At 40.1% G+C, this 23,017-nt stretch carries 21 protein-coding genes; 10 read left to right on the forward strand and 11 right to left on the reverse strand.

Annotation, left to right across the window (positions count from 1 at the left end):
- Positions 1-7: 7 nt before the first annotated feature.
- From FW757_RS09200 to betI, 5 genes are all read right to left on the reverse strand, one after another.
- Positions 8-715 (reverse strand): TorF family putative porin, encoded by a 708-nt coding sequence (locus tag FW757_RS09200; protein ID WP_145240814.1) that lies wholly within the window; start codon positions 713-715, stop codon positions 8-10.
- A gap of 32 nt (positions 716-747) precedes the next feature.
- On the reverse strand, positions 748-1,965 hold the full coding sequence (locus FW757_RS09205) for a BCCT family transporter (protein ID WP_149981751.1): 1,218 nt from the start codon (positions 1,963-1,965) through the stop codon (positions 748-750).
- Positions 1,966-2,100: 135 nt separating this feature from the next.
- Complete coding sequence (betA, locus tag FW757_RS09210) at positions 2,101-3,771, reverse strand: choline dehydrogenase (RefSeq protein ID WP_446441135.1); 1,671 nt, start codon at positions 3,769-3,771, stop codon at positions 2,101-2,103.
- A complete protein-coding gene (gene betB / locus FW757_RS09215) occupies positions 3,771-5,234 on the reverse strand; it encodes a betaine-aldehyde dehydrogenase (RefSeq protein ID WP_446441136.1) in 1,464 nt (487 codons plus the stop codon). The genes betA and betB overlap by 1 nt, the downstream gene beginning before the upstream one ends.
- 1 nt (position 5,235) lies before the next feature.
- Positions 5,236-5,826, reverse strand: coding sequence for a transcriptional regulator BetI (gene betI, locus FW757_RS09220; RefSeq protein WP_145240806.1), 591 nt, complete (start codon positions 5,824-5,826; stop codon positions 5,236-5,238).
- A gap of 299 nt (positions 5,827-6,125) precedes the next feature.
- On the opposite strand from betI, the gene FW757_RS09225 reads away from it, so the two are divergent.
- The 5 genes from FW757_RS09225 (at position 6,126) to FW757_RS09245 (ending at position 10,053) form a co-directional block, all read left to right on the forward strand.
- Entirely contained in the window at positions 6,126-6,350 is a 225-nt protein-coding gene (locus tag FW757_RS09225; RefSeq protein WP_145240804.1) for a DUF4177 domain-containing protein, read from the forward strand.
- 4 nt (positions 6,351-6,354) lie between these two features.
- Positions 6,355-6,567, forward strand: a complete 213-nt coding sequence (yidD, locus tag FW757_RS09230) for a membrane protein insertion efficiency factor YidD (RefSeq protein ID WP_220491300.1) — start codon at positions 6,355-6,357, stop codon at positions 6,565-6,567.
- 14 nt (positions 6,568-6,581) lie between these two features.
- The gene (locus FW757_RS09235; RefSeq protein WP_182718001.1) at positions 6,582-6,950 is read left to right on the forward strand and encodes a TM2 domain-containing protein; all 369 of its coding nucleotides are present in this window, start codon (positions 6,582-6,584) and stop codon (positions 6,948-6,950) included.
- A 53-nt stretch (positions 6,951-7,003) separates the two neighbouring features.
- Positions 7,004-9,157, forward strand: coding sequence for an exonuclease domain-containing protein (locus FW757_RS09240; protein ID WP_182794659.1), 2,154 nt, complete (start codon positions 7,004-7,006; stop codon positions 9,155-9,157).
- A 116-nt stretch (positions 9,158-9,273) separates the two neighbouring features.
- Positions 9,274-10,053, forward strand: coding sequence for a DUF2189 domain-containing protein (locus FW757_RS09245; RefSeq protein WP_145240784.1), 780 nt, complete (start codon positions 9,274-9,276; stop codon positions 10,051-10,053).
- Between the two features lie 71 nt (positions 10,054-10,124).
- Here FW757_RS09245 and FW757_RS09250 read toward each other — a convergent pair whose 3' ends face one another.
- From FW757_RS09250 to FW757_RS09265, 4 genes are all read right to left on the reverse strand, one after another.
- Positions 10,125-10,661, reverse strand: coding sequence for a cytochrome b (locus tag FW757_RS09250; RefSeq protein WP_182717998.1), 537 nt, complete (start codon positions 10,659-10,661; stop codon positions 10,125-10,127).
- On the reverse strand, positions 10,661-11,707 hold the full coding sequence (locus FW757_RS09255; RefSeq protein WP_182717997.1) for a catalase family peroxidase: 1,047 nt from the start codon (positions 11,705-11,707) through the stop codon (positions 10,661-10,663). Before FW757_RS09255 ends, FW757_RS09250 begins: the two co-directional genes overlap by 1 nt.
- Positions 11,708-12,082: 375 nt before the next feature.
- Positions 12,083-14,101 carry a TonB-dependent receptor plug domain-containing protein gene (locus FW757_RS09260; protein ID WP_446441137.1) on the reverse strand — a complete coding sequence of 673 codons (2,019 nt, stop codon included), beginning with the start codon at positions 14,099-14,101 and terminating at the stop codon, positions 12,083-12,085.
- 121 nt (positions 14,102-14,222) lie between these two features.
- Positions 14,223-15,197, reverse strand: coding sequence for a hypothetical protein (locus FW757_RS09265; RefSeq protein ID WP_446441138.1), 975 nt, complete (start codon positions 15,195-15,197; stop codon positions 14,223-14,225).
- A 232-nt stretch (positions 15,198-15,429) separates the two neighbouring features.
- Here FW757_RS09265 and gss point away from each other — a divergent pair, with 232 nt between their 5' ends.
- Positions 15,430-17,319 carry a bifunctional glutathionylspermidine amidase/synthase gene (gene gss, locus FW757_RS09270; RefSeq protein WP_182718040.1) on the forward strand — a complete coding sequence of 630 codons (1,890 nt, stop codon included), beginning with the start codon at positions 15,430-15,432 and terminating at the stop codon, positions 17,317-17,319.
- Between the two features lie 330 nt (positions 17,320-17,649).
- Complete coding sequence (locus tag FW757_RS09275; RefSeq protein ID WP_149981763.1) at positions 17,650-17,862, forward strand: hypothetical protein; 213 nt, start codon at positions 17,650-17,652, stop codon at positions 17,860-17,862.
- Between the two features lie 86 nt (positions 17,863-17,948).
- Here the strand turns inward: FW757_RS09275 and FW757_RS09280 are convergent, their stop codons facing one another.
- Positions 17,949-18,398: an Lrp/AsnC family transcriptional regulator gene (locus FW757_RS09280; protein ID WP_149981764.1), complete on the reverse strand. Its 450-nt coding sequence runs from the start codon at positions 18,396-18,398 to the stop codon at positions 17,949-17,951.
- A 100-nt stretch (positions 18,399-18,498) separates the two neighbouring features.
- Between FW757_RS09280 and FW757_RS09285 the strand changes: the two genes are divergently transcribed.
- From FW757_RS09285 to FW757_RS09295, 3 genes are all read left to right on the forward strand, one after another.
- Positions 18,499-19,092 carry a LysE family translocator gene (locus FW757_RS09285; protein ID WP_182760979.1) on the forward strand — a complete coding sequence of 198 codons (594 nt, stop codon included), beginning with the start codon at positions 18,499-18,501 and terminating at the stop codon, positions 19,090-19,092.
- Between the two features lie 221 nt (positions 19,093-19,313).
- A complete protein-coding gene (locus FW757_RS09290) occupies positions 19,314-21,302 on the forward strand; it encodes an oleate hydratase (RefSeq protein ID WP_182717993.1) in 1,989 nt (662 codons plus the stop codon).
- A gap of 223 nt (positions 21,303-21,525) precedes the next feature.
- A complete protein-coding gene (locus FW757_RS09295; RefSeq protein WP_149981766.1) occupies positions 21,526-21,945 on the forward strand; it encodes a CBS domain-containing protein in 420 nt (139 codons plus the stop codon).
- A gap of 84 nt (positions 21,946-22,029) precedes the next feature.
- On the opposite strand, the gene corA is transcribed toward FW757_RS09295, so the two are convergent.
- A complete protein-coding gene (corA, locus tag FW757_RS09300) occupies positions 22,030-22,986 on the reverse strand; it encodes a magnesium/cobalt transporter CorA (RefSeq protein ID WP_182717992.1) in 957 nt (318 codons plus the stop codon).
- Positions 22,987-23,017: the final 31 nt, after the last annotated feature.

The following is a 23,017-nucleotide window of genomic DNA, read 5'->3' on the forward strand; positions in this document are numbered from 1 at the left end:
ACTGTAATTATAGTGAGAATGTACGGCCTATAGACAATACAATACGCTCATCTGCAGTATCAATATCTAGGCTGGTGTTCTCGCCCGCTACCTCAATGTCAAAACCCGCTAAACTTGTTTGATAAGCAAGACGATAGTGGTTATACGATTTACCATCGGTATCCCATGCAAACTTATCGCCATCGAGTGAATTTGAAATATCAAAGCTGGCACGCAGTGCGTGATTAGGTGCAAGTTCAATGGTGTGTGCAACCATAGAAATCACATGACCTGCGCCGGTACCAAAATAATCCCAGCTATACCAAAAGTTAAGCTCTGTTTGCCCTAACTCACTTGCGTAACCAAATTTAGTGTAAGCTTCAAAGTAGTTACCATCGCTTGAGTTGCTTTGCCCATGGTAACTGTAATACGCAAGGCCGTAATCAATACTGAGCGCTTCATTTAACTGCGCATAGCGACCGAAGTAAGCATCCCATTCAATATTTGTGTCGTCACCAAAGTCAACGTTTGACGCCCACGTGCCAGCATACATGCCTGACTCGCCAAATGAATAATCAAGGCTACCTTGTAACGCTGGGTCGTTTTGCGTTTGGCTCACACCATTAAAGGTATAATCTGATGCACCGGTTACGGTTGCTGACCAATCAGCCAATACTGAGGTTGAAAAAAGTGCAAACGGTAATGCGACTGCTAATAATGTTTTTTGTGTTGTCATGTTAATTCCTTCGCTACTGTATAAGCTAATATCTAGCTAGCTGATTCAATTTTTGTGTAGTCAATTTTGTTGTCTTTCGGCGAACTATCAATGTTACTAACAGTTTTAACTTTGCTATAGGCAATATAGGCTGCACACGCAAAGAACAAACCAATCACTAACACCCCGACCCACTGGATTTGTAGAAAGTTCTGCTTAAATAATAGGGTTAATAATGAAAGAGCGACAACATTTAGCGCAATATATTTAAATTTACCTAAACGTTTAACCGTCATACCCATATTGTCGGTGTATAAACGGATCAGTGAATCAAGCGAGTTGATCACAAACACTACGCCAACAAATACCATTGCAATATTTTTGATCCCTTGCGTAGCAATACCTGCTTCGTGATACTGATAAAGCACGCCAAACCAAATTGCGATTGGGATTGAAGGGAAAATTAACATTGCCCCCAATACTTGATAGGTTTTTAATCCACCGACAAAACGCGATGTGAATTGACCAATCATAATACTCCACGCAAACCACCAAAATAAATAAAACTCATGGTAATCATTGAGTGGCAGTACAAACTGATTAATATTGCCAAAGTAACTACCAATTAACGTTAAATTATTTGTAAAATCTGACACTTGGCCATTTTCGCCCATAAATGCGCCAAACCACATAAAACCAATTAGCGCTATAAATAACCAGGTAGTTGAAATACTTAGAAAACGTACATATTTAATATCGGTGCTTGAATACACCGCAAAGCAAATAGCTGCGAATACAATTAAATAAAATGACGGAATAATCGACTCACCATCACCTAGACTAGGTAAATACCAAGGTAGGTTAGAGAGCAATAAGAAAGCGGTGAAGGCACAAGTACCAATAATAACTACATTATTGATTAATTTAACCCAAGGAATTTCGAAAAATTTCACTTTAGGTTCTATTACACAGAAATAAAAGCACGTAAGGAAATAGAATCCCCAGATCAGAAAGCCCCAATAACCAAACTCGATAGCTAGTGGATTGGCAAACGCGTACTCTGGGCTTGCTTTTATGTCTGCATAACCTGCAAACTCAGTGAGTGGAAACATGATCAAGCCAACATCTAAGCCTGATGTGAATAAGATGGCGATAAAGGTAAATGTTCTTACCGGTGTGACGCCAACACACTTTACATTGCCCCATTTTACTAAAATTGCAACAATTGCTAGTAGGGTGAAAATAATGCCTGCGCTAAGCCATAAGGTCATAATTCCCTCCCCAAAATAAATGAAAATACATCATTATGTCTCCGTGTTTTTAGTCTCGCATTAACGCACCACAAACAACTTATGATGCGCGCCACTGCAAGCCCCACAGCACAAAGTATGCTGCAGGTGACTTTATTAGATCTCCGAACTACGCTGCACAGTTTGCCATTGAGATTCAACAGCAACCTTTGCTTGCGATTTACTAAGTGGTGGCTTACCTAAAATTAAGTCAGCCGCTTTTTCTGCCACCATAATGGTTGGCGCATTTAAATTTCCGTTAGGAACCGTTGGGAAGATTGATGAATCCACCACATGCAGTCCCTCAATGCCATGTACTTGAGTGTTTGAGTTTACTACTGCCAGTTCATCTTCACCCATTTTGCATGAACATGAAGGATGGTAAGCACTCTCAACTGCCTGACGTACAAAAGCATCTATTTGTTCATCAGTTTGAATCTCTTTACCTGGTTGGATTTCGCCATCGCGGTAATCATCAAACGCACTTTGCTCAATGATTTCACGCGTTAAACGCACACAGGCTCTAAACCCTTCAATATCATCTTGATGCTGTAAATAGTTAAATTGGATCTTAGGTGCAACCGTTGGATCAGCCGATTTAATCGTTACTGCACCGCGGCTTTTAGGCTTGTTATGCCCTACATGGACTTGAAAACCATGGCCATCAAAAGCACTTTTACCGTCATAACGAATTGCCGCAGGTAAAAAGTGATATTGAATATCAGGCCACTCAACCCCCGGTTTTGAGCGAATAAATGCACAAGATTCAAAATGATTAGTCGCCCCAAGGCCACTGCGGTTTAATAACCAACGCGCGCCAATAAGGCCCTTTGAAATAAGGCCAAGCTTGCCGTTTAAGGTAATTGGCTGCTTACACTTATACTGGAAATAAAACTCCAAGTGATCTTGCAGGTTTTGCCCAACTCCAGGTAAATGGTGCTTAACCTCGATACCTGCGGCTTTAAGTATTTCGCTGTCGCCAATACCCGAAAGTTGCAAGACATGCGGCGAACCAATCGGACCGGCACTTAAAATAACGTCTTTACTGGCCTTTGCCTTAACAATATCGCCATTAACTTTGTACTGCACGCCAACGGCTTTTTTGCCTTCAAGCAACACCTTTTCAGCCAACGCACCAGTAACAATAACTAAGTTTTTACGTGACTTCACTGGGTCTAAATATTCACGACTTGCAGAGCTGCGCACACCGTCTTTAACGGTCATGTGCATTGGACCAAAACCCTCTTGCTGCGCTGCGTTATAATCGTCAGTGGCTGCATATCCGGCTTGCTGGCCCGCTTTGATAAAGGCTTTATAAAGCGGGTTCGCCATTTCATTACCGTTGTTCACACCCAAAGGGCCACGATCACCACGATAGTCGTTTTTACCTAAATAGAATGATTCTGCTTTTTGAAAATACGGTAAACAGGATTGATAATCCCACCCTTGTGCACCATGTTGTTGCCATTCATCAAAGTCTTTAGCATGGCCACGTACATACACCATGCCATTAATAGATGATGAGCCACCTAACACTTTGCCACGCGGGCAGTGCATTTGACGATCATCTAGATACGGTTCAGCTTCACTATGAAACTGCCACGCGTATTTATCTGAATTCATCGGAATTGATAGCGCGGTAGGCATTTTAATAAAAATGCTTTTATCGCTGCCGCCAGTCTCTAATAATAAAACGCGGTTGCTGCTATCTTCGGATAAACGATTAGCCAGTACACAGCCTGCCGACCCTGCACCCACTATGATGTAATCATACGTTAGTGCAGTCATTAAAATGGGCTCTCTATATTAGTCATACCGACATAAATCGATTTAGTTTGGGTGTAATGATCAAGTGTTTCAATACCATTTTCACGACCGATACCTGACTGCTTATAACCGCCCACAGGCATTTCTGCTGGCGAATTGCCGTAGCTGTTGATCCAACAAATGCCTGCTTGCAGCTGATGAATAACACGGTGTGCGCGCTTAATATCTTTGGTAAACACGCCTGCAGCAAGGCCTAAGTGAGTATCGTTAGCACGGTGAATTACATCATCTTCGTCATCAAACGTTAATACGCTCATTACGGGACCAAAGATTTCTTCTTTGACGATCGTCATATCATCAGTGCAATCAATAAATACCGTTGGTGCAACAAAGTAACCGTTTGGTGCAGAGGCTGGGCTAAGCGTTTTACCACCCGTTAATAACGTTGCACCTTCGCTGATGCCTTTATCGATATAGCTCATCACTAATTGTTGATGCTTTTTGGAAATTAATGCGCCAAAGTTAACGTTAGGATCGAGTGGATCGCCCGCTATAATATTTTCTTCAGTGCGTGTTTTAAGCTCATCAATAAATTGCTGATAAACATTTTTGTGAACATAAATACGGGTGCAGTTAGTGCAAATTTCACCTTGCGTATAAAAATTACCTAACATTGCAGCACTTACTGCCTGTGAAATATCGGCATCATCAAATACTAGCAGTGGTGATTTACCACCAAGTTCCATGGTGACATCTTTTAATGAACCCGCAGCACTAGCAACTACTTTTTTACCTGTGCCTACTTCGCCGGTAAACGATACTTTCTCAATATCAGCTGATTGTGTTAACCACTGGCCAACTTCTGCTGCACCTTGCACCACGTTGAACACGCCTGCAGGTACACCCGCTTCGATGAATATTTCGGCAAGCTTAATTGCGCCAAGTGGCGTTTCTTCAGAAGGTTTAAAAATAAATGCATTTCCGGCAGCCAAAGCTGGGCCTGATTTCCAACAAGCGATTTGCAGCGGGTAGTTCCACGCACCGATTCCGGCACAAATCCCTAATGGCTCTTTACGGGTATAATAAAAATCTTCGCCAACCATTTGCTGCTGGCCAACTTGGGCAGGTGCTAGCCCTGCAAAATACTCGATTACATCAGCGCCAGTTTGCACATCAACACACTCGGCTTCTTGCCATGGTTTACCGGTATCTAGCACTTCTGTTTTTGCAAGTAAATCATTACGCTCGCGCAATAATGCAACCGCTTTTAGTAAGATACGACTACGTTCAATCGGACTCATAGTTGACCATGCAGCAAATCCTTGTTTAGCACTTTGAATAGCCGCATTTTGAATAAACGCATCTGCCACTTCTACATAATAAATTACGTCATCTGTTGCTGGGTTTTTAACTGCAAATGTTTCGCCACTTTGATTTTTTAAAAAGTGACCATTGATAAAGTTTTGATAAACAGGTGTTGTCACATTAAGCTCCATACTGTTTGATAAGTGAACATACAAAGTTTTTTGCTAGCTGTTCACAATGTGCAAATTGATCTTGATCAGACTTACTTAGTACCGCTCTTAACCATAAGCCATCGATCATTGCCGCACATAATTGCGCTGCAAGTTTGGCTTCATCATCACCCATCAATTGTTTAAATGAGCTGACTAAATTACTAAGAAGTCGTCGGCTATTTACGTTCTGTAAGCGATGCAACTGAACATCGTGCATCGATTGCGCCCAAAAGCTTAACCAAGTTTTAGTGGTATCGCTGCGCTGTTGTAATCTGGCAAAGTTAGCTTCTATTATCAGCATTAACCTTTGCTCAGGGGTCGTTGTTGGCGTTACTTGTTTGATCAGCTCGTGTTTTAGATTGGTTAATAAATAACGCACAGTGGCTTCTATCAAGCCCTGCTTACCACCAAAATAATGACTAATAATGCCCGACGATAATCCTGCTTTTTTACTGATACTATTAATGGTTGTTGCTTGTAAGCCAAATTCAGCAACCGAACTAATAGTAGCGTCAATTAGCTGCTGACGACGGACAGGTTCCATTCCAACTTTAGGCATATTTTTATTAATTGAACGTTCAATAAAAATAAAGGTTAAAGTAATGGAACTGATAATTCAAGGTTGACAAACTGTGAATAGGCTAAAATGAAGAGAGCTAAGTGACCCTAAGTAACTGTACTAGCGTTGATAAATCGGCTTAGAAAAAAGTTGCGAAAAAAATTGAAAAACAGCTGTTTTTTAAGTAAATGATACAAAAATCAGCTATATTAGGTTGAAAATCATATCTGGTTAGTCTCAGGTGTCACTTTTAAAATCACAGAATTATCTATCAAAAAAAACAAACTATAGGAAACTCGATGTCTAATTTTAATGAATATAAAGTATTGCATGTTGTTGAAGGTGGCTGTGGCACATTGCTGCTAGGTTCGAGCGGGTTACCACTTAAAAGGCTAGAAGCAACACTTAATGATGAAGCACAAAATGGCTGGCAACTGGTATTTCAGGTTATCGAAAGCAAACGTTTTTTGCTATTTTGGTCACGCGAAGCTGTGATCTTAACGTTAGGCAGAAACCGTGCTTAAAGCAATGACGCTTAGTGCAATTCGCCGCTATCAAAAAAATGGCGGCGCTAAGGCACATTTTAATATTAGTTGTAATTTCAGTCCTTCCTGCTCAGAGTTTACTCATCAAGCAATTACTAAATATGGGCTAGTGAAAGGTCTGTTTATTGGCGTAAAAAGAATACGGCGTTGCAATAACCCCGACTGTGTAACCGTAAAATCCGATCCACTTCCTTAAGGCTTATTAATGCCATGACATCAGAACAACTAAATGCTCAAGAAGAGCAGCTTCGTTCAGAAGTAAATGCATTGTCCCCTGAACAGCGTAAACTATTTTACCAGCAAGAAAAGCGTCTCGTTAAAGACCCTGATACTTATGCGGTACTGAATTGGTTTTTTGCCGCAGGTTTACACCACTTTTACTTAGGTAGATTTCAACGTGGTGCGGTGAATTTAACGCTGATGCTAATTGGCATACTCACTATTTATAGCTTTGGCGTATTTTTAATCATCGTCGTTTTGTTAATTGAATTACCACAGCTTTTTAAGAGTCAACGCATCGTCCATCAATATAACAATCAAGTTATGGCTGATATTCTAAAACAACTAACCGACTCTTGATTACTTAAAGCAAATGCTAGATACTGTTTTTTTATACAGTTACGGTGTGTGTTATGAAAAAAGAATTACCCGAAAAATATTATTTAGCCCACTTTAAAGAGCTAATAACATTTATCGACACTCAATGCAGACACTTATTAGAGCAAAAACACGTCGATTTCATTAATAAAGCAAACCGACTTACTGAGCAAGGCCAGTGCATGCTGGCACGCATTTATTCTCGTAAACCTTTACTCGTAGCAATCACCACACTTAATTATAATGAAATAGACAGCCCTGCACTGGCACTCGAAGAGCTAAAAACAGCACAGCTCATTAGTCATCCAAATTACACTGACTATCAACACGTACTCGCACATCTAACTAAACCCGCATTGCTAGCACTACTTGCGCCTTTCGATATCCAACCTAGTATTAAAAAAAGCGTTACTAAAGCGCAATTAGTAGCACAGACTTGCGATTTTTTTGCTACTAAGCCGGAACATTTAACCTGCCTTTATAACCAGTTTGTTATTAATAACCGCTTTGCTGTGTATGAATACTTTGAATTTCTATACATAGGCCGCTTAAGCACTGGTGATATTAACCATCAAAATAGCTTTGTACTGCGTGATTTGGGCCTAAGAACCACACGAGAAAACCATACAGTAAGTTTAGCTCGCTTTGATACACGTGAAGAGGCGCAATCTAACTACGCGCTAAATCGTTATCGCATGGCATTTAAAAGCGCGCAAAGTGATGACGAATATCAAGCTTTAGCTATTGAGCTTATTAATCAACCGGCCGAAGGTACATTAGCAGTCAACCTTAAAAACAAGCTCCTTTTACGACTTCACCAACAACTAAAAAAATATAATATTGAGCTGTGTTTTACACTTTTAAATGCCTGTGAAAATAGCGCTGAAGCAACTGAATTACAAATACGCGAGCAATACCGCCAAGGTAATAAAGAGTGGGTAAAAATCCAGCTTGAAACCATCATCGAAGATCCGCTCACTGATGATTTACTGTATTTTGCTGATGACTTTTTAATGCGTAAATTTAACAAGCAAACTCGCTCTCGCTTAAGTGCAATGCTCGCCGATACGCAATGTGTTATTGAAATTGACGAAGTTTATCGAAACGATGTAGAGCAAGGTGTTACAGAACACTACACTCAACAAGGGTTAACTGTTTTTTATACCGAAAATACGCTTTGGCAGAGCCTTTTTGGTTTAGTTTTTTGGCGCGAGCTTTATATAGATACTCCCACCCCACCTTGCAATGAGTTTGATATGTTTCCACAATCATTGAGAACCGACTGCTTTTATCATACCCAACACCAACAAATTGAAGCACTACTAGCAAACTGGCAAACACCGGATGATTTACTAAAACACGTTTGTAAAAGTGCCGCCCGTTATTTTGAGCAAGCTAATGGGCTGTTTCGCTGGCATAGCGAGCTATTACGACCATTAGAAGTGCTGATTTTAAATAGCTCATTAGCAGCGCTAAAAAGTCACTTAAAGAATATGACCATGCGCTTTATGCAGCTTAAAGATGGTTACCCTGATTTGATGGTGCTAAATGCTAATAAACTCCATTTTGAAGAAGTAAAAGCCCCAGGTGATAAATTAAGACGTAATCAGCTAACAACGATTGATTGCCTCAAAAGTAATGGATTCAATGTACACATTGCGGCCGTAAAATGGGTTAATGATCCCAATCGTATTTACAGCGTGGTCGACATTGAAACCACTGGTAGTTTAAAAGGCGGCAATCGGATCACCGAAATTGGCATAGTTAAAATGCAACACGGCAAAGTAATTGATACTTGGTCAACACTTATCAACCCGCAAATGCGCATTCCTAAGTTTATAGTGTCTTTAACAGGTATTAATGACGCAATGATAGCAACTGCACCACGCTTTACTGAAATAGCTGAGACTTTACTTAATAAACTAAAAGGCACTATTTTTGTGGCTCACAATGTAAACTTTGATTACGGCTTTATTCGTAAAGAATGTGAAATGGCAGGTATCCACTTTAAAATGCCCAAATTATGTACTGTGGTTGAATCTCGCAAAGCGTTTCCTGGTTTAAAATCATACTCTTTAGGTAACCTCAGTGCGCATTTTGACTTAAACCTGACAAGCCATCACCGAGCACTCGCTGATGCCAGCGCAACCGCAGAATTACTTTTACTCATTCAACAAAGTCAAAATTGATATCCTATTAAATATGATACTCCCCCACTTATGAGGCATAAAAAGCTTAATTGAAAATTTGTAAATAGCGGCCAAATGTTCTAAACCTTAAGAATATCCTTTAGAGGAAGCTCCTTATGCCGTCAACAAACACAATAGATAAACACTCCGAATTTGCGCGCTGTTTAGAGTGCAATAAGGTCAGCACTTTTGCAGCATTTCATTGGCTGGCACTGGCCTTTAAAGATATGGCCAGAGCCCCTATTTTAAGCTTGATTTATGGGATTGTTTTCACTCTGATCCCGCTGGCAATTGTCTATTTCGCGGTGTTCACTGACAGCTACTTAGTTGTTTTACCAGCCAGTGTCGCATTTGCTCTGATCGGCCCGGTATTTGCGGTCGGTCTCTATGATGTTGCTTGGGAGCTAGAAAAAGGCCACACACCAACACTTAGCCATTCTCTAAAATCAATGTTCAGAAACCCGGTCGGTGAATGGGGATTTGCAATTTTACTGATGGTAATAATGATTATATGGATGCGTCTGGCAGCGATAGTTCATGCACTTTACCCCAGTCATGCTAATCCTACATTTGAAGAACTCTCCGCTTTTTTAACTTTAGGTACCATTATCGGCGGAATTTTGCTGGTTACTGTATTTGCTATTTCAGCATTTACTCCACAAATTATGATGGAAAGACGGGTCGATATAATGACCGCGGTTATGTCATCAATGAATGCCGTTAAAACCAACTTTTCAGCGATGATTGTTTGGTCTGCATGTATTTTTATACTCGTAGCCCTTGGTTTTGTCACTGGTGCTACTGGTTTTATAGTGATTATGCCACTACTTAGCTATGCCAGCTGGCACGGCTATATTGCCGTAATTAAAACCAAAAAAGCCCGCAGCTATGAATAAACTAAAATGCATAAAGGCCAGTAAAACTGGCCTTTTTCTTGGAATGAATACCTAAGTGAGCTTTATTACAGCTACTTTTTGCCTGTCAGCATTGCGCTCATAACGCCATCACGTTTGATTAAACCATGATAAAGCGCGGCACTGATGTGCATAAAAATCATTGCTAAAAACAACCAAGCTACAATGCCATGCATTTCTCGGAAAAATGCAAAGTATTTAATATCAGCGTCAAGCAAATTAGGTAACTGAAATAACCCAAAAAACTGCACCACACGCCCGTCCGCATTTTGCATTAACCAGCCAGATAGCGGCATAAGTATCATCGCGCAATAAAGCCCAAAGTGAGTGATATGAGCTGCAAACCGCTGCAACCTAGGTAACTCAGTGGGTAAAGTAGGCGTGCAACTGCGCACTTTATTTATTAATCTCAGCACAACTAAAATGAGCGCTAAAATACCAGTAGATTTATGTAAGGTAACAGCCTCAACCTGCCAAACGGCCAAGCTTTGTACCATTGATAACCCTAAAAATAGCATCGATATTAACATCAGCGCCATCACCCAGTGTAATAACCGACTGCCTGCTGAGTAACCCTTATTTGCTGACATTATTCACCTCCGTTTGTTGCGCTAACTTTAGCACCTAACAATGTTTCTTTTGCACGACGACGATAGGACTGCGCATACGCGGCACCACGCGCACGTAAAATCGGATCGGCTGTCGCACTCATACCCTGCGGTAACACCAACGGATCAAAGTTTGCGTCGCCACAGGCTGCGTTTTCTTGGTTGTGCCAAGAAACGATTGATAATGTGCCAGCATTTATCGTCTGTCTATCTGAGGGCCACGGTATGGTTGGATTATTTTCATCATCATTAGACGCCGCTAAGGTAAAAATTAAATCAAATTTAACAGCGTTTTGATCTAAACGTGATGCCAACTCTTGTTGAAGTGCGTTGGCCGATGACGTATCGAGCAGCGCAGCATTATTTGTCGCTTTGTGCGGACGCGCAACCCAACGCACAGCTTGTTTATCACCTAGCTCATTATGTAAATAAAACGCATTGATACTATGATAACGTTCAGCGGCAAAACTATTGGCAGGCACATAGTCAGCTTTCCAATCATTAAATGCTTTACTTTCTGGATGTGCTTTAAAGAACGCTGTTATTTTTTCTGGGTCTCGTTGTTTTGTTATAGGATCCGGTGATAATGCCTGCAATTGCTGAAAAAATGCCTCAGGTGTAGCAACTGCCATTACAGGAGGCGTATTCATAGCAACACGCCATTCATCGACTGTGCCACTGTTTACTGCAAATGCTAGACTGCGCACCGGTGCTTTTAAATCTGGCGCGGTTGGATTATTACCTGCAATTGAGAAACGCCCATAAAATGGCGTACTGCCCTTTTTAAACACCTCTGCGACCGAGTAAGAAGATAGTGCCCCTGTTGATTCAAAATTACCCGTTATACACATACCCTTAGCATGCGCACGACGAAAACCGGCATGTGGTGTGTCACCTTGCTGCAAATCAACAAATTTTTGTGCTGTTACTGCATCACGATTAAATGCGCCTGCAAAATAAAGTGTCGCCGTTGCAAAAACAGCCATCGACCCTAGTAATAAGCTACCTCGATAAAGTATCGCTGGCATACCCAACCTACTGCGTTTAACTTTAGTCATCCTACTCACGACCTCTTGAAATGATTATTATTATTAGTGCCCACATGCAAAGACCGACGAAAGAGGAAAACTATTTCAACAAATTAAAAAACTTCGCTCTAAAGTTAACTATTACCTCTGTTAGGATTTATTTTTAGACCTAAAGTTGTGCATATTTAGGAGAGATATTGCAATATTCTATATTGGATGAAGTCAATATTTATATCTATTCGCAGGACAAGTGTTGCCCAGGACCATACAAGCAAGTTAGCCTTCAACATGGCTATCAGCAAACATTGAATTTAAAAAGCACCTTGATAACCCGCTTTGTATTAACTGTTTTAAATAACCTAGCAGGTCATCCTATTAAAATGACAATGCCACACTCATTTCATAACTTTGTGGCTCTTTCCTTACGTCATAGTAGCTATCTGGCGCATAGGTAGGGTTATAATGCTGTTTATCAAACATATTTTTTACACCAATAGTCCATTGCCACGCACTTTGCTTACTAGGGCGATAACTCAAGTGAGCATCCAAAGTCCAGTAGCTACCTTTATTATCTCGTTGTGCAATTTCTGGCACTTTTACACTGGTATGATAGCTTAGGCTTTGGTTACGCCGACTAAGGTAATTAATTCCCGCATAAAATGAAAATTGCTCATCCTCCATAAACAGCAGCCAATTTAATGTATCTTTTGCCAATGACGCTTGCTCTGAATTAACTCGGGTATAATTAAATGAAGTACTAATGCGGTTAAAGTGAGACCAATCTGCATAATATTGATTATTCCACTCAACTTCATATCCAGGAACGTGTAATTGCTCACTGCTATTTTCGTAAGGCTTACCATTTACAGACTGAATAAACTCACTCAAGTAACTGCTAAACCCGCGCAGAGTAATATTATTATTAGCTGAAAAATGATAAACCCACTCACCTTCAAATGTCTCTATTTGTTCAGGATTTAGATTTGGATTTCCTGATATATTATTGTCACTGCGCACTTCATATTGCTGTAAAAAAGTAGGCGCTCGAAAAGCCGTTCCCCATATCAATTTACCAGACCACTGTTCATTACCTTGATAAGTCACAGCAATCCGCGGAGAAGTTTCTGAGCTGAACTCAGGGTAGTCATCAACCCGCACACCAACCGTCAATCCTAAGCGTTGCTCAAAAAATAGTGATTCTTGTTGAAAGTAAATAGCTCGGTTATGGCTTGATGGTGTTAAGTCACCATCTCGAATCACCCTTGATTCATACTCATTAACTTCTACCGCGATTTGTTTTTTTATCGTCTCATGATATTCACCAACTTGACGTTGTTGAAAGGTCAGCCCCAAAATAGCATGGTGATTTGGATTAAACGCGTAACTCCACTGACTGCGCACACCATTTGATGTGGAATCCAAGTCTGAGTCAGAATAAAAATCAATATTGCCCTGCAGATCGGTAATCGTGCGCTCAAAGTAGCGCTTCACCTTGTAGGTATACAATTGATTTTCTATCGATAATTTATCAAAGCTAAGTTTATTTTGAATGTGCGCACTGAGTGTTTGATAGCGTTGAGATTTATATTGATTTGACGAATAATGAGGATACTCTGTCGTGTAATCATCATAATTTATAGCAAATTGCCACTGTTCATTGCGTAAAGACACTCCCAGACTTTTAGCATCAACATTATTATCATGCGTTGATGCAAAACCGTTGCGGTCATATTGTTGAGGATAGCCTTTGCTATCTAAGAGTCGCCCTGACAAAACAAATGTTCCGCCCGCAAACTCTTTCCCCGTATTGATAGTAGCTGATTGACGGTCGTAACTGGCAACCCCTGCTGAGATGCGAGTTCGTTCAGGCGCTTTTGCTTTCGTAAAAATAGAAATCAAACCTGAATATGCATCACCACCATATAATGCAGATCCTGGTCCGCGGATAACTTCTATTCGCTCAATATTATTTATTTGTATCTGTTCATCAGGAGACCAGCCTCCAATTAAACCTTCCCGCTGAGGTACGCCATCAATAGTTAACATTACTTTGCTGTTTCGACCTGATGGAATGCCTCGGATCCACACCATGTCTCGGCCATTTCGCCGCGATAGTATTTGTACGCCAGGCAACATTTTCAATATATCTGATAGCGTTCGCGCGCCCATACTTGCAATTTGAGTGGCGTTAACTGAGCTAATAATATTCGGCGCTTGGCTTATCTTTTTTACGGTTTGTGAAGGGCTCACAACTTCAATGTTAAGTAAGCTCTCAAGCGGGATCTCAAATAGGTTAGTATCTTGCTCATTACTATATGAAAAACTTGGCAAAGCTGCCAAGCACATAACTAATGAATTAAGCGGCAAATAACGAGTCAAACGTTTAGGCTTCATATCATACTTAATAAAACTAATAACCATAAAAAGGCTAGCTTAATTACCACTATATTGCCACAAGACAACACCAAGTTTTTACTCTAGCTGATTAATTTTTTTGAAATTAATAGCAAAACAACTATAAGAATAAATGCGCAGGAAGGTACACTTCTTGGCGCAGCAACTCTCGTCCTTGTTTAAGTGCATTGTTATACGAAGGTTTATTATCAGCATGAATGTAGCCAAAGAAAAATTCAAAATCTTGCATATGCTGTTGATAATATAAACGCTGCATTGGGGATGCAAAGCCCTGTCCTCTAAATTGCCCAGTAATAAAAATATCACTGATTAGTAAACCGTTAAACCCTAGCTCATCGCTCGACTCAGCCATTATCATACCCAGTGGCTTACCTCTATAAAACGCCGCGCTGCACAATCCGGCTGCAATAGCTTCGCTGATATCGTCTTTTTCGCTAATTGGTACTATTGTTGCCATTTCAGGATGCTGCATTAAAAACTGAGTATAGTCACGCTCATACCAAGGCCAATCTTTATCAAGTTCAAACGGCTGCAATGCAATATCTGCACAGAGTAATTCATCAACAGTCAGTTTAGGATCTTGTGCTGCTAACAATGAATCAACAGCGCGGCTACCGGCCAAACTTAGCAGTTGTTTGGCTGGTATTGATCCTGGTGCTGGCCATACACAAATATATCTAGGCGTACACCAGCAAAATACCTTACTAATATAGCGGACCAGCTGTGCAAGTAATGGTTCTGATAACGAATGCTCACTAAACACTTCAAACATAGTCTCGTCATCATCATTACGACAAACACTGACTATAAATAAGCTACCATCATCAGCTTCTACAACTTGCGCGTATAGATCATCATCTGGCACGCTGTCACTAATTACCCGCCTTTGACGAAGCTCGGCAAAATGCTCTGCATTACAATCTTCATTCAGCGCAAGTAAGTCTTCACACTCTTTAGCGATTGCTTTTTCAGTATCTAAACCTATAATTTTATTTAAATTATAAGTTTTTAAAACTCCCTGACCTAAGCGACGTAAACATTTTTCATCAATTTTATATAATGGATAATGACGCATAACTTCCCTTTAATGACTGTTTTTAGTTAATATGGGGACAATAAAGACGTAAATCAACTAAATGATAATTAAGTGATTAATGAGCTCTTTGTAATACGCAATAACGGTTGGTTAACGCATCTAGCAGCAACATATAAAATGCCTGAAAGATTATATTTATTATCTTGCTATCGGCCTTATTCACTCCTATCGTCTGCAAATTATCACTCCTTAATTTTGAATTACTTTGTCTATCAAATCCCGCGTTCCTGTCAGTCAGTTTGGTGAATTATTAGGTTATGCGCCTGGTAATGTTGCTGTTTATTCGTCTGATTACGATACAGCTGACGAAACAATTTATCCTAACCGTAGCGCCTATCGTAGTTACCTCGATGGTATTTACATGGGCTATAAATGGCAATGTGTTGAATTTGCGCGACGCTGGATGTATCTCAATCATGGCTATATTTTTGATGATGTTGCAATGGCTTACGATATTTTTGAGCTACGCTCAGTGCGTGACATAAACAATCAAACCAGGTTGCCTTTACAAGCATTTCGTAATGGTGCAAAACACCACCCAGTGGTAGGAAGTTTACTCATTTGGGAAGAAGGCGGTGAATTTGAAGAAACTGGCCATGTTGCGGTGGTGGTTGAAGTACATCAGGATAAAATTCGTCTTGCTGAACAAAACGTGGCCCATCAGCTATGGCCGCAAGATCAACAGTGGTGTCGCGAACTCAAAGCGAAAGTCACAAAAGAAGGTGACTACTGGATTGAGTGCTCTTACAGTGACGCCACTATTTTAGGCTGGATGACACAAACTGAGCACAGCGAATTTAGTGAACCGACGCCTGAAATAAGCACTGATCTGTTTGCCATAAAAGCCCAATATGCCACTGATTATGGGCAAGCCACTAAGTCATGGCTTAACATTGCCAATGACGATGAAGCAGCCTACGTAGAGATGATGCATGGGCATAAATTGACTTCAGTTAATGCTGATCAACATCATTATTTTACAATTTCAAAAACCGCTCAACAAACTATTGAACATGCTACCAATGAATTACATGGCTTGTTTATGCATGCAACAGACTATGTACTGCAGCATCCTGAGCTATTAAAAAAGTTTAATTTACCCGATGCGGTGCTCAATAAGATCCGCCAATCCTGGGATAATCGCTTAAATCAACTGATCACCAGTCGATTTGATTTTGCATTAACTCCCGCAGGCTTGAAAGTCTATGAATACAACTGCGATTCAGCATCGTGCTATATGGAAAGTGGCAAAGTACAAGGTAAATGGGCCAAACACTTTGGTGTTAAAACGGGCATTGATGCCGGCCATGATTTATTTAAAGATTTAGTAAGGGCATGGCGAAAAAGTGAAGTAAACGGCCTTGTCCATATATTGCAAGATGATGAGCCAGAAGAACATTACCATGCATTGTTTATGAAAGAAGCCATTGAAGCCGCTGGTTTTGAGTGCAAAGTAATCATTGGTTTGACTGATTTACACTGGGACGCAGCGGGTAATATTGTTGATGCAGATGGCGAAAAACTCAGTTACGTTTGGAAAACATGGTCATGGGAAACCGCTCTTGATCAAATAAGACTAGAGTGTGAGGCAGATCAATCCCAAAGCGATGATTTTGAGCCGCACTGGCAATCTGGTAAAACCCCACGCTTGGTCGATGTATTACTTCGTAAAAATGTGATGGTTTTTGAGCCGCTATGGACATTAATACCCAGTAATAAAGCAATTTTGCCAGTACTGTGGAGTTTATTTCCAAATCATCCGTTTTTACTCAATACTGCATTTGATTTAAATGATGAGCTATTGCAAACAGGCTATGTCGTTAAACCGATTGTTGGTCGATGCGGTGCAAATATTCAACTCGTTGATGAACAACAACACGTAATAGAAAAAACAACGGGTCATTTTGCCTCTCAAGAGCAAATATACCAGCAGTTATTTGCCCTTCCTAAAGTAGCTGATTACTTTGTGCAAATATGTAGTTTTACCGCAGCAGGTAAATACGCCGGTGCTGGCGTACGCGTTGATAAAAGCATGATTATAAACGGCCACAGCGATTGTATGGCACTGCGTATCAGCGATGATAGTTACTATAGTTCTTAACTAAAGAAGAGCCATTCTAACAATAAAATGGCTCTTCTTCACATAAAAAGCTGACTATTGCCTGTGACTTCTATGTGGCTACAAGTTTATCAAAAACTTACCTTAATATGTCCTAATGTTAAATCGAAGCAACATAAATAACGCCAGCATACTTATTAAAATGAAAATCCCTTTATGTGCAAATTCCCTACACCTAAATTTTTTCATAACACATGCTTTTAAAGAACCCTTTACGCAAACAATACACAGTGCTAATATCGGTACACTATTGATTTTAAATTTAATACTCATTTAAAATCAATATATTAAATTATAAATAAGGATGATGATATGAAATTAATTAACACCACTTTGTTGCTTGCAACTTTTATATTTACAGCAATAGCATCTAATGCATCTGCCGCTACTGATCCATGGTATGTATATGCAAGTAAAGTAAATGGTTATAGGATGTGTGCTCAAGCCAGCCCTGGATCTGGATGGTATAAAGCAAGCCCAAATGGTTATTCAACTAAAGGCGCATGTAACTACTATGAAAGATAATATTTAATTAATTCGCCTTAATTTTGAGCTTTGCGAGCAAGGCTCTATTAACCTCAACTATTAATAAGATAGATTATCCAACTACTTTACGCCCGCTCATCTTTTGGTGAGTCCATCACTACATGCGAAGTGATCGTTCGTACCTGTGGGATTGATCCTAAAACATCAGCATGGAATGCTTTATAAGACTTAATATCAGCGGTTTCTACTCTAAGTAAATATTCAAATGCTCCTGTGACATTATGGCACTCTTTAACTTCATCAATAAACTCAAGTGCTTGTTCAAAAGCTCGTTGTGATTTCGTAGAGTGCTCATTTAAACCCACCCCCACATACGCGACAAAACCAAGTCCAAACGCTTGATTATTAATAACTGCTCGGTAGCCTTTGATCACACCTGCTTTTTCTAACTCTTGTACACGGCGCAAGCATGCTGATGGGGATAAACCAACCAAATCAGCAAGTTCAGCGTTGGCAATTCGACCACTGCGCTTTAATTCTTGCAATATCCTGTCGTTAATTCGATCTTTTTTCATATTAAGTTGCTAAAGTAAATTTTTAATAGATTAATAAGCGCAAAAATTGCGAGCCATACAAAATATAATTGCACAATCATTATCAACTGAGCAACTATAAATGAATATTGAATTGGTATCAGCATTAGCATTATTTGCACTTGTATCTTCCATCACCCCAGGTCCTAACAACCTGATGTTAATGAACTCAGGCGCTAACTTTGGTTTTAAACGTTCATTGCCACATTTACTCGGCGTAACAATTGGCTTTGTGATCATGCTCGTATTGGTTGGTTTAGGTGTCATGCAATTATTTGACTTTGTTCCATGGAGTTACCAGCTATTAAAAGTGCTTTGCATGGCTTATTTGCTTTATCTTGCTTATAAAATTGCCAGTAATAAAACTCCTATCGGTGCTAAAAATAGCGATACTAGACCTTTTTCTTTTGTACAAGCATCTTTATTTCAATGGGTTAACCCGAAAGCCTGGACTATGGCATTAAGTGCAGTGAGTGTTTATGCCCCATCCAAAGGAATTGGTGCAGTGGTACTTGTAGGTCTTATTTTCGGTATAGTTAATTTACCCTGTGTCTGCTCATGGACGTTAGTCGGACAAAAGCTACAAGTATGGCTAAAAGATCGCAAGCGCCTACGAGCATTCAATATTTTTATGGCTGTATTGTTAGTCGCCTCGGTACTTTTTAGTATGCTGTGAGTAATAAAAAAAATAAACGCCTTAACAATGGCAACTTGGTTAAGTTGCCATTGTTAACCTCAATTTCGGATAACAAATCAATTTCCAGCAGCTAACTTATAAACCCCCTCGCGAACTAAAACTTTGATCTACTGCAACATGACTATGCTTGCCTCGTGCAATTATGGAGAGACTTGCAAACAGTACTGACACTTATCTATATTCATGAAGAGGGATGGCTAATGACGAATAAAGCAATAGCGAAGTTTAATATTTCTGCAACCGCAGCAAGTAATTTCCAACATGAAGCTGACGCAACGGCTGATTTTTGGGGCAATAAACCACTTAATACCTTGCCCCCTCATGATTTTATTGCTCCTTATGCACGTCATAAAACGCTGCCTACACCCGGTATAGAAAAACGTAATGCTTGGATCATTGGTGGAGGTATTGGTGGCCTAGCAGCGGCATTTTATCTTATCCGTGATGGCCATATGAGCGCTGAAAATATTACCATTTTGGAAGAAATGGATATTGAAGGCGGTTCAATGGATGGCGCGGGTAACCCTGATGACGGCTATATTATTCGTGGTGGCCGTGAAATGAACTGGAATTACGACACCTTGTGGGATCTGTTTCAAGACGTTCCCGCTGTTGAACTGCCCGAAGGCTATTCTGTGCTTGATGAGTACCGTTTAATTAATGATAACGACGCTAATTACTCACAAGCCCGTTTAATAAATAAATGCGGTGAGATACTCGATGCAAGTGACTTTGGCCTGAATAAAGCCCAGCAATGGGAGCTGATCCGTTTAATGCTCAAGCGCAAAGAAGAGCTTGACGATCTCAGCATTGAAGACTATTTCAGCAAAGGTTTTTTACAAAGCAATTTTTGGTTTTTATTTCGTACTATGTTTGCCTTTAAAAATTGTCATAGCTTGTTAGAAACTAAACTGTATTTGCATCGCTTTCTTGATTCTATTGATGGCTTTGCCGACATGTCTGTTTTACTTTTTCCGAAATATAATCAATACGATACCTTTATTAAACCGCTTGCTAATTTATTACGAGACAAAGGCGTGAATTTTCAATTTGCAAGCCGTGTAAACGATCTGGATATAACATTTACCGGTAATAAAAAAACCGTAACGGGGATCCATGCCACTATAAAAGGTCAAGCACAGCATATTAACGTTGCTCCAGACGATTTAGTTTATGCACTAACGGGTTCAATGACAGAGCATACCGCTTATGGCGACATGCAAAATGTGCCCGAGCTAAACTGTGAAAAACACGATCCCGGCGAAAATAGCGGGTGGAATTTATGGAAAAACCTCGCGAAGAAATCAGCTGTTTTTGGTAAACCCGAAAAATTTTATGGCGATATTGATAAATCTATGTGGGAGTCAGCCACACTAACTTGCAAGCCATCCCCACTTATAGATAAGCTAAAGACATTATCAGTAAACGATCCTTACTCTGGTCGCACGGTAACTGGCGGCATTATTACTTTTACAGACTCTAACTGGCTATTGAGTGTAACGTGTAACCGCCAACCTCATTTTCCAGATCAACCCGATGATACGTTAGTACTTTGGGTCTATGGTTTATTAATGGACAAACAAGGTAATCGTATCGTTAAAACAATGCCACAATGTAGCGGTGAAGAAATAATTACGGAGCTTTGCTACCATTTGGGCATTGAACAGCAGCTTGATGAAATCATTGCCAATACCAAGATACGTACAGCGCTAATGCCTTATATCACAGCTCAATTTATGACTCGTGCAGCTGGTGACAGACCCACCTCAGTTCCTGAAGGTTGTACAAACTTAGGTTTGATTGGTCAATTTGTTGAAACCCACAACGATATTATATTCACGATGGAAGCCTCTATTCGTACAGCACGTATTGGGGTATATAAGTTACTTAATATCCCTAAACAAGTGCCCGACATTAGCCCAACCCAATATGATATTCGTAACCTAATTAAAGGAGCTAGAGCGCTCAACAGCGGCAAGCCCTTTATTGGCGAGCGGTTATTACACCGCCTGCTTGATAAAACCTACTTTGCTCATATTTTACCGCCATTACCAGAGCCAAGTAGTAAAGAACAAATCCATTTTGAAGCAGAAATGCATGAGCTACTGGGCAAAGGCAGCTCGGCGATGCATAAATTTTCAAGCTGGGTTGGTACACTCAGGGATAATTTTTCGCATAAAGATAAATAATCTGAGCTTCGGATAATAAATCTATCCTCAATGGCTATGGATGGCCAAGCTAAAAACTATTTCTATACAAAATACAAAGCCTTGATCTTGATAAAGTGCAATAAGAAAAAACCAGGCTAGAATAAATAATAATATGAGCTCTGGATAATAAATCTGTCTCCAGTAGCTATTTTAGTAAACCTTTTTAACCAAAGTTCTGGTTAGTAATTTAACAGGAGCCAAAATGAGCCAAACAGTTGCAGATTTAATGACATCAGATCCATATGCCGTAAGTGCAGAAAACACCCTACACGACGCACATAATCTAATGAAGGAAAAAAATATCCGCCATATTCCGGTAATTGATCACAATGGCGAACTAGTGGGTATGTTGACACAAAAAATCATGATTGCCCAAGTGATGAATATTATGGCTAATTACAGCCCTAGCGCACTTGAACGAAAGGAAAAACAAACGAAAATACACACTATTATGGCAACCGATTTTGCCACTGTACTAGCAACCCAACCACTGCAAGATGTTGCTCGGTTTTTTGTTGATAACCGCCATGGTTGCATGCCTGTGATCACTGAAAAAAATAAACTCGTGGGTATACTTACCTCGTCAGACTTTGTACGCCTAGCGGCCGCTTTATTATCTTAATGCAAGGTGATAATAAGACCGCTATCCGTATAAAATGAATATAAACTCGTGTAATCGTGTATGCCAAGTAGTCCTTGGCACACACTACAGCCAGCCTTTGTGTTTAAAAAATAAATAAGGGGCAAAGCCCGATAGCAACATAATGCCAATTGCAAATGGGTAACCCCATTCCCATTGCAGCTCAGGCATTATATTAAAGTTCATCCCATATACACTGGCGACTACGGTAGGTGGTAAAAAAACCACCGAAGCAATAGAGAAGGTTTTGATAATTTGATTTTGTTCAATGTTAATAAAACCTTGTGTTGAATCCATCAAAAAGTTCACCTTATCAAACAAAAAGGTACAGTGAGACATTAGCGTATCTATATCAAGTACAATTTCTCGTAGTGATTCGCGATCCTCATTTTGTACACCTAAACGACGTATTAAAAACGAAATATTGCGCCGCGTATCCATTAAACACAAACGCACTTTCCCATTCGCATCCTCTAAACGCGCGATACGACTGACCGCTTCTTCTAGATCAGAGTCATCTTCTTCTAGTACATATGCACTGAGCTTCTCTAACTGATGATGCATATCCTCGAGCATATCAGCATGGTTTTCGACTTTTTGATCGAATAATGTAACCAATAACTGTTTTGGCGTATCACACATTACTTGACCTTTACGTGCTCTTAAGCGTAACAATCGAAAGTCAGCCAGCTCGTCATCGCGAATGGTCAGCAAACAGTTATCCTGAAGTAAACAGGCCACTGTTACCGTATTAAAACGTCCTTCATTGGGCGACATAAACAATGCGTGCACATGCAAGCCTTCATTGTCGATAAAACATCGCGATGAAGCTTCAATCTCTTGCACATCCCCTGACTCAGGAAAAGTTATATTGAGCGTTTTTGCGAGCGTATTTCGCTCATCTTCCGTTGGGTTGATTGTGTCAATCCAGTGTGCATTTCTGATTGATGCTTCAAGAGAGGTATCGGATGAAGGCTCTAACTCTCTGATCACCCCCTGCTCGATAGAAAAAAATCTCAACATGCACTTCTCCTTTAATAACAAGATGGGTTGA

The organism is Pseudoalteromonas sp. 1181_04 (genome assembly GCF_052850545.1).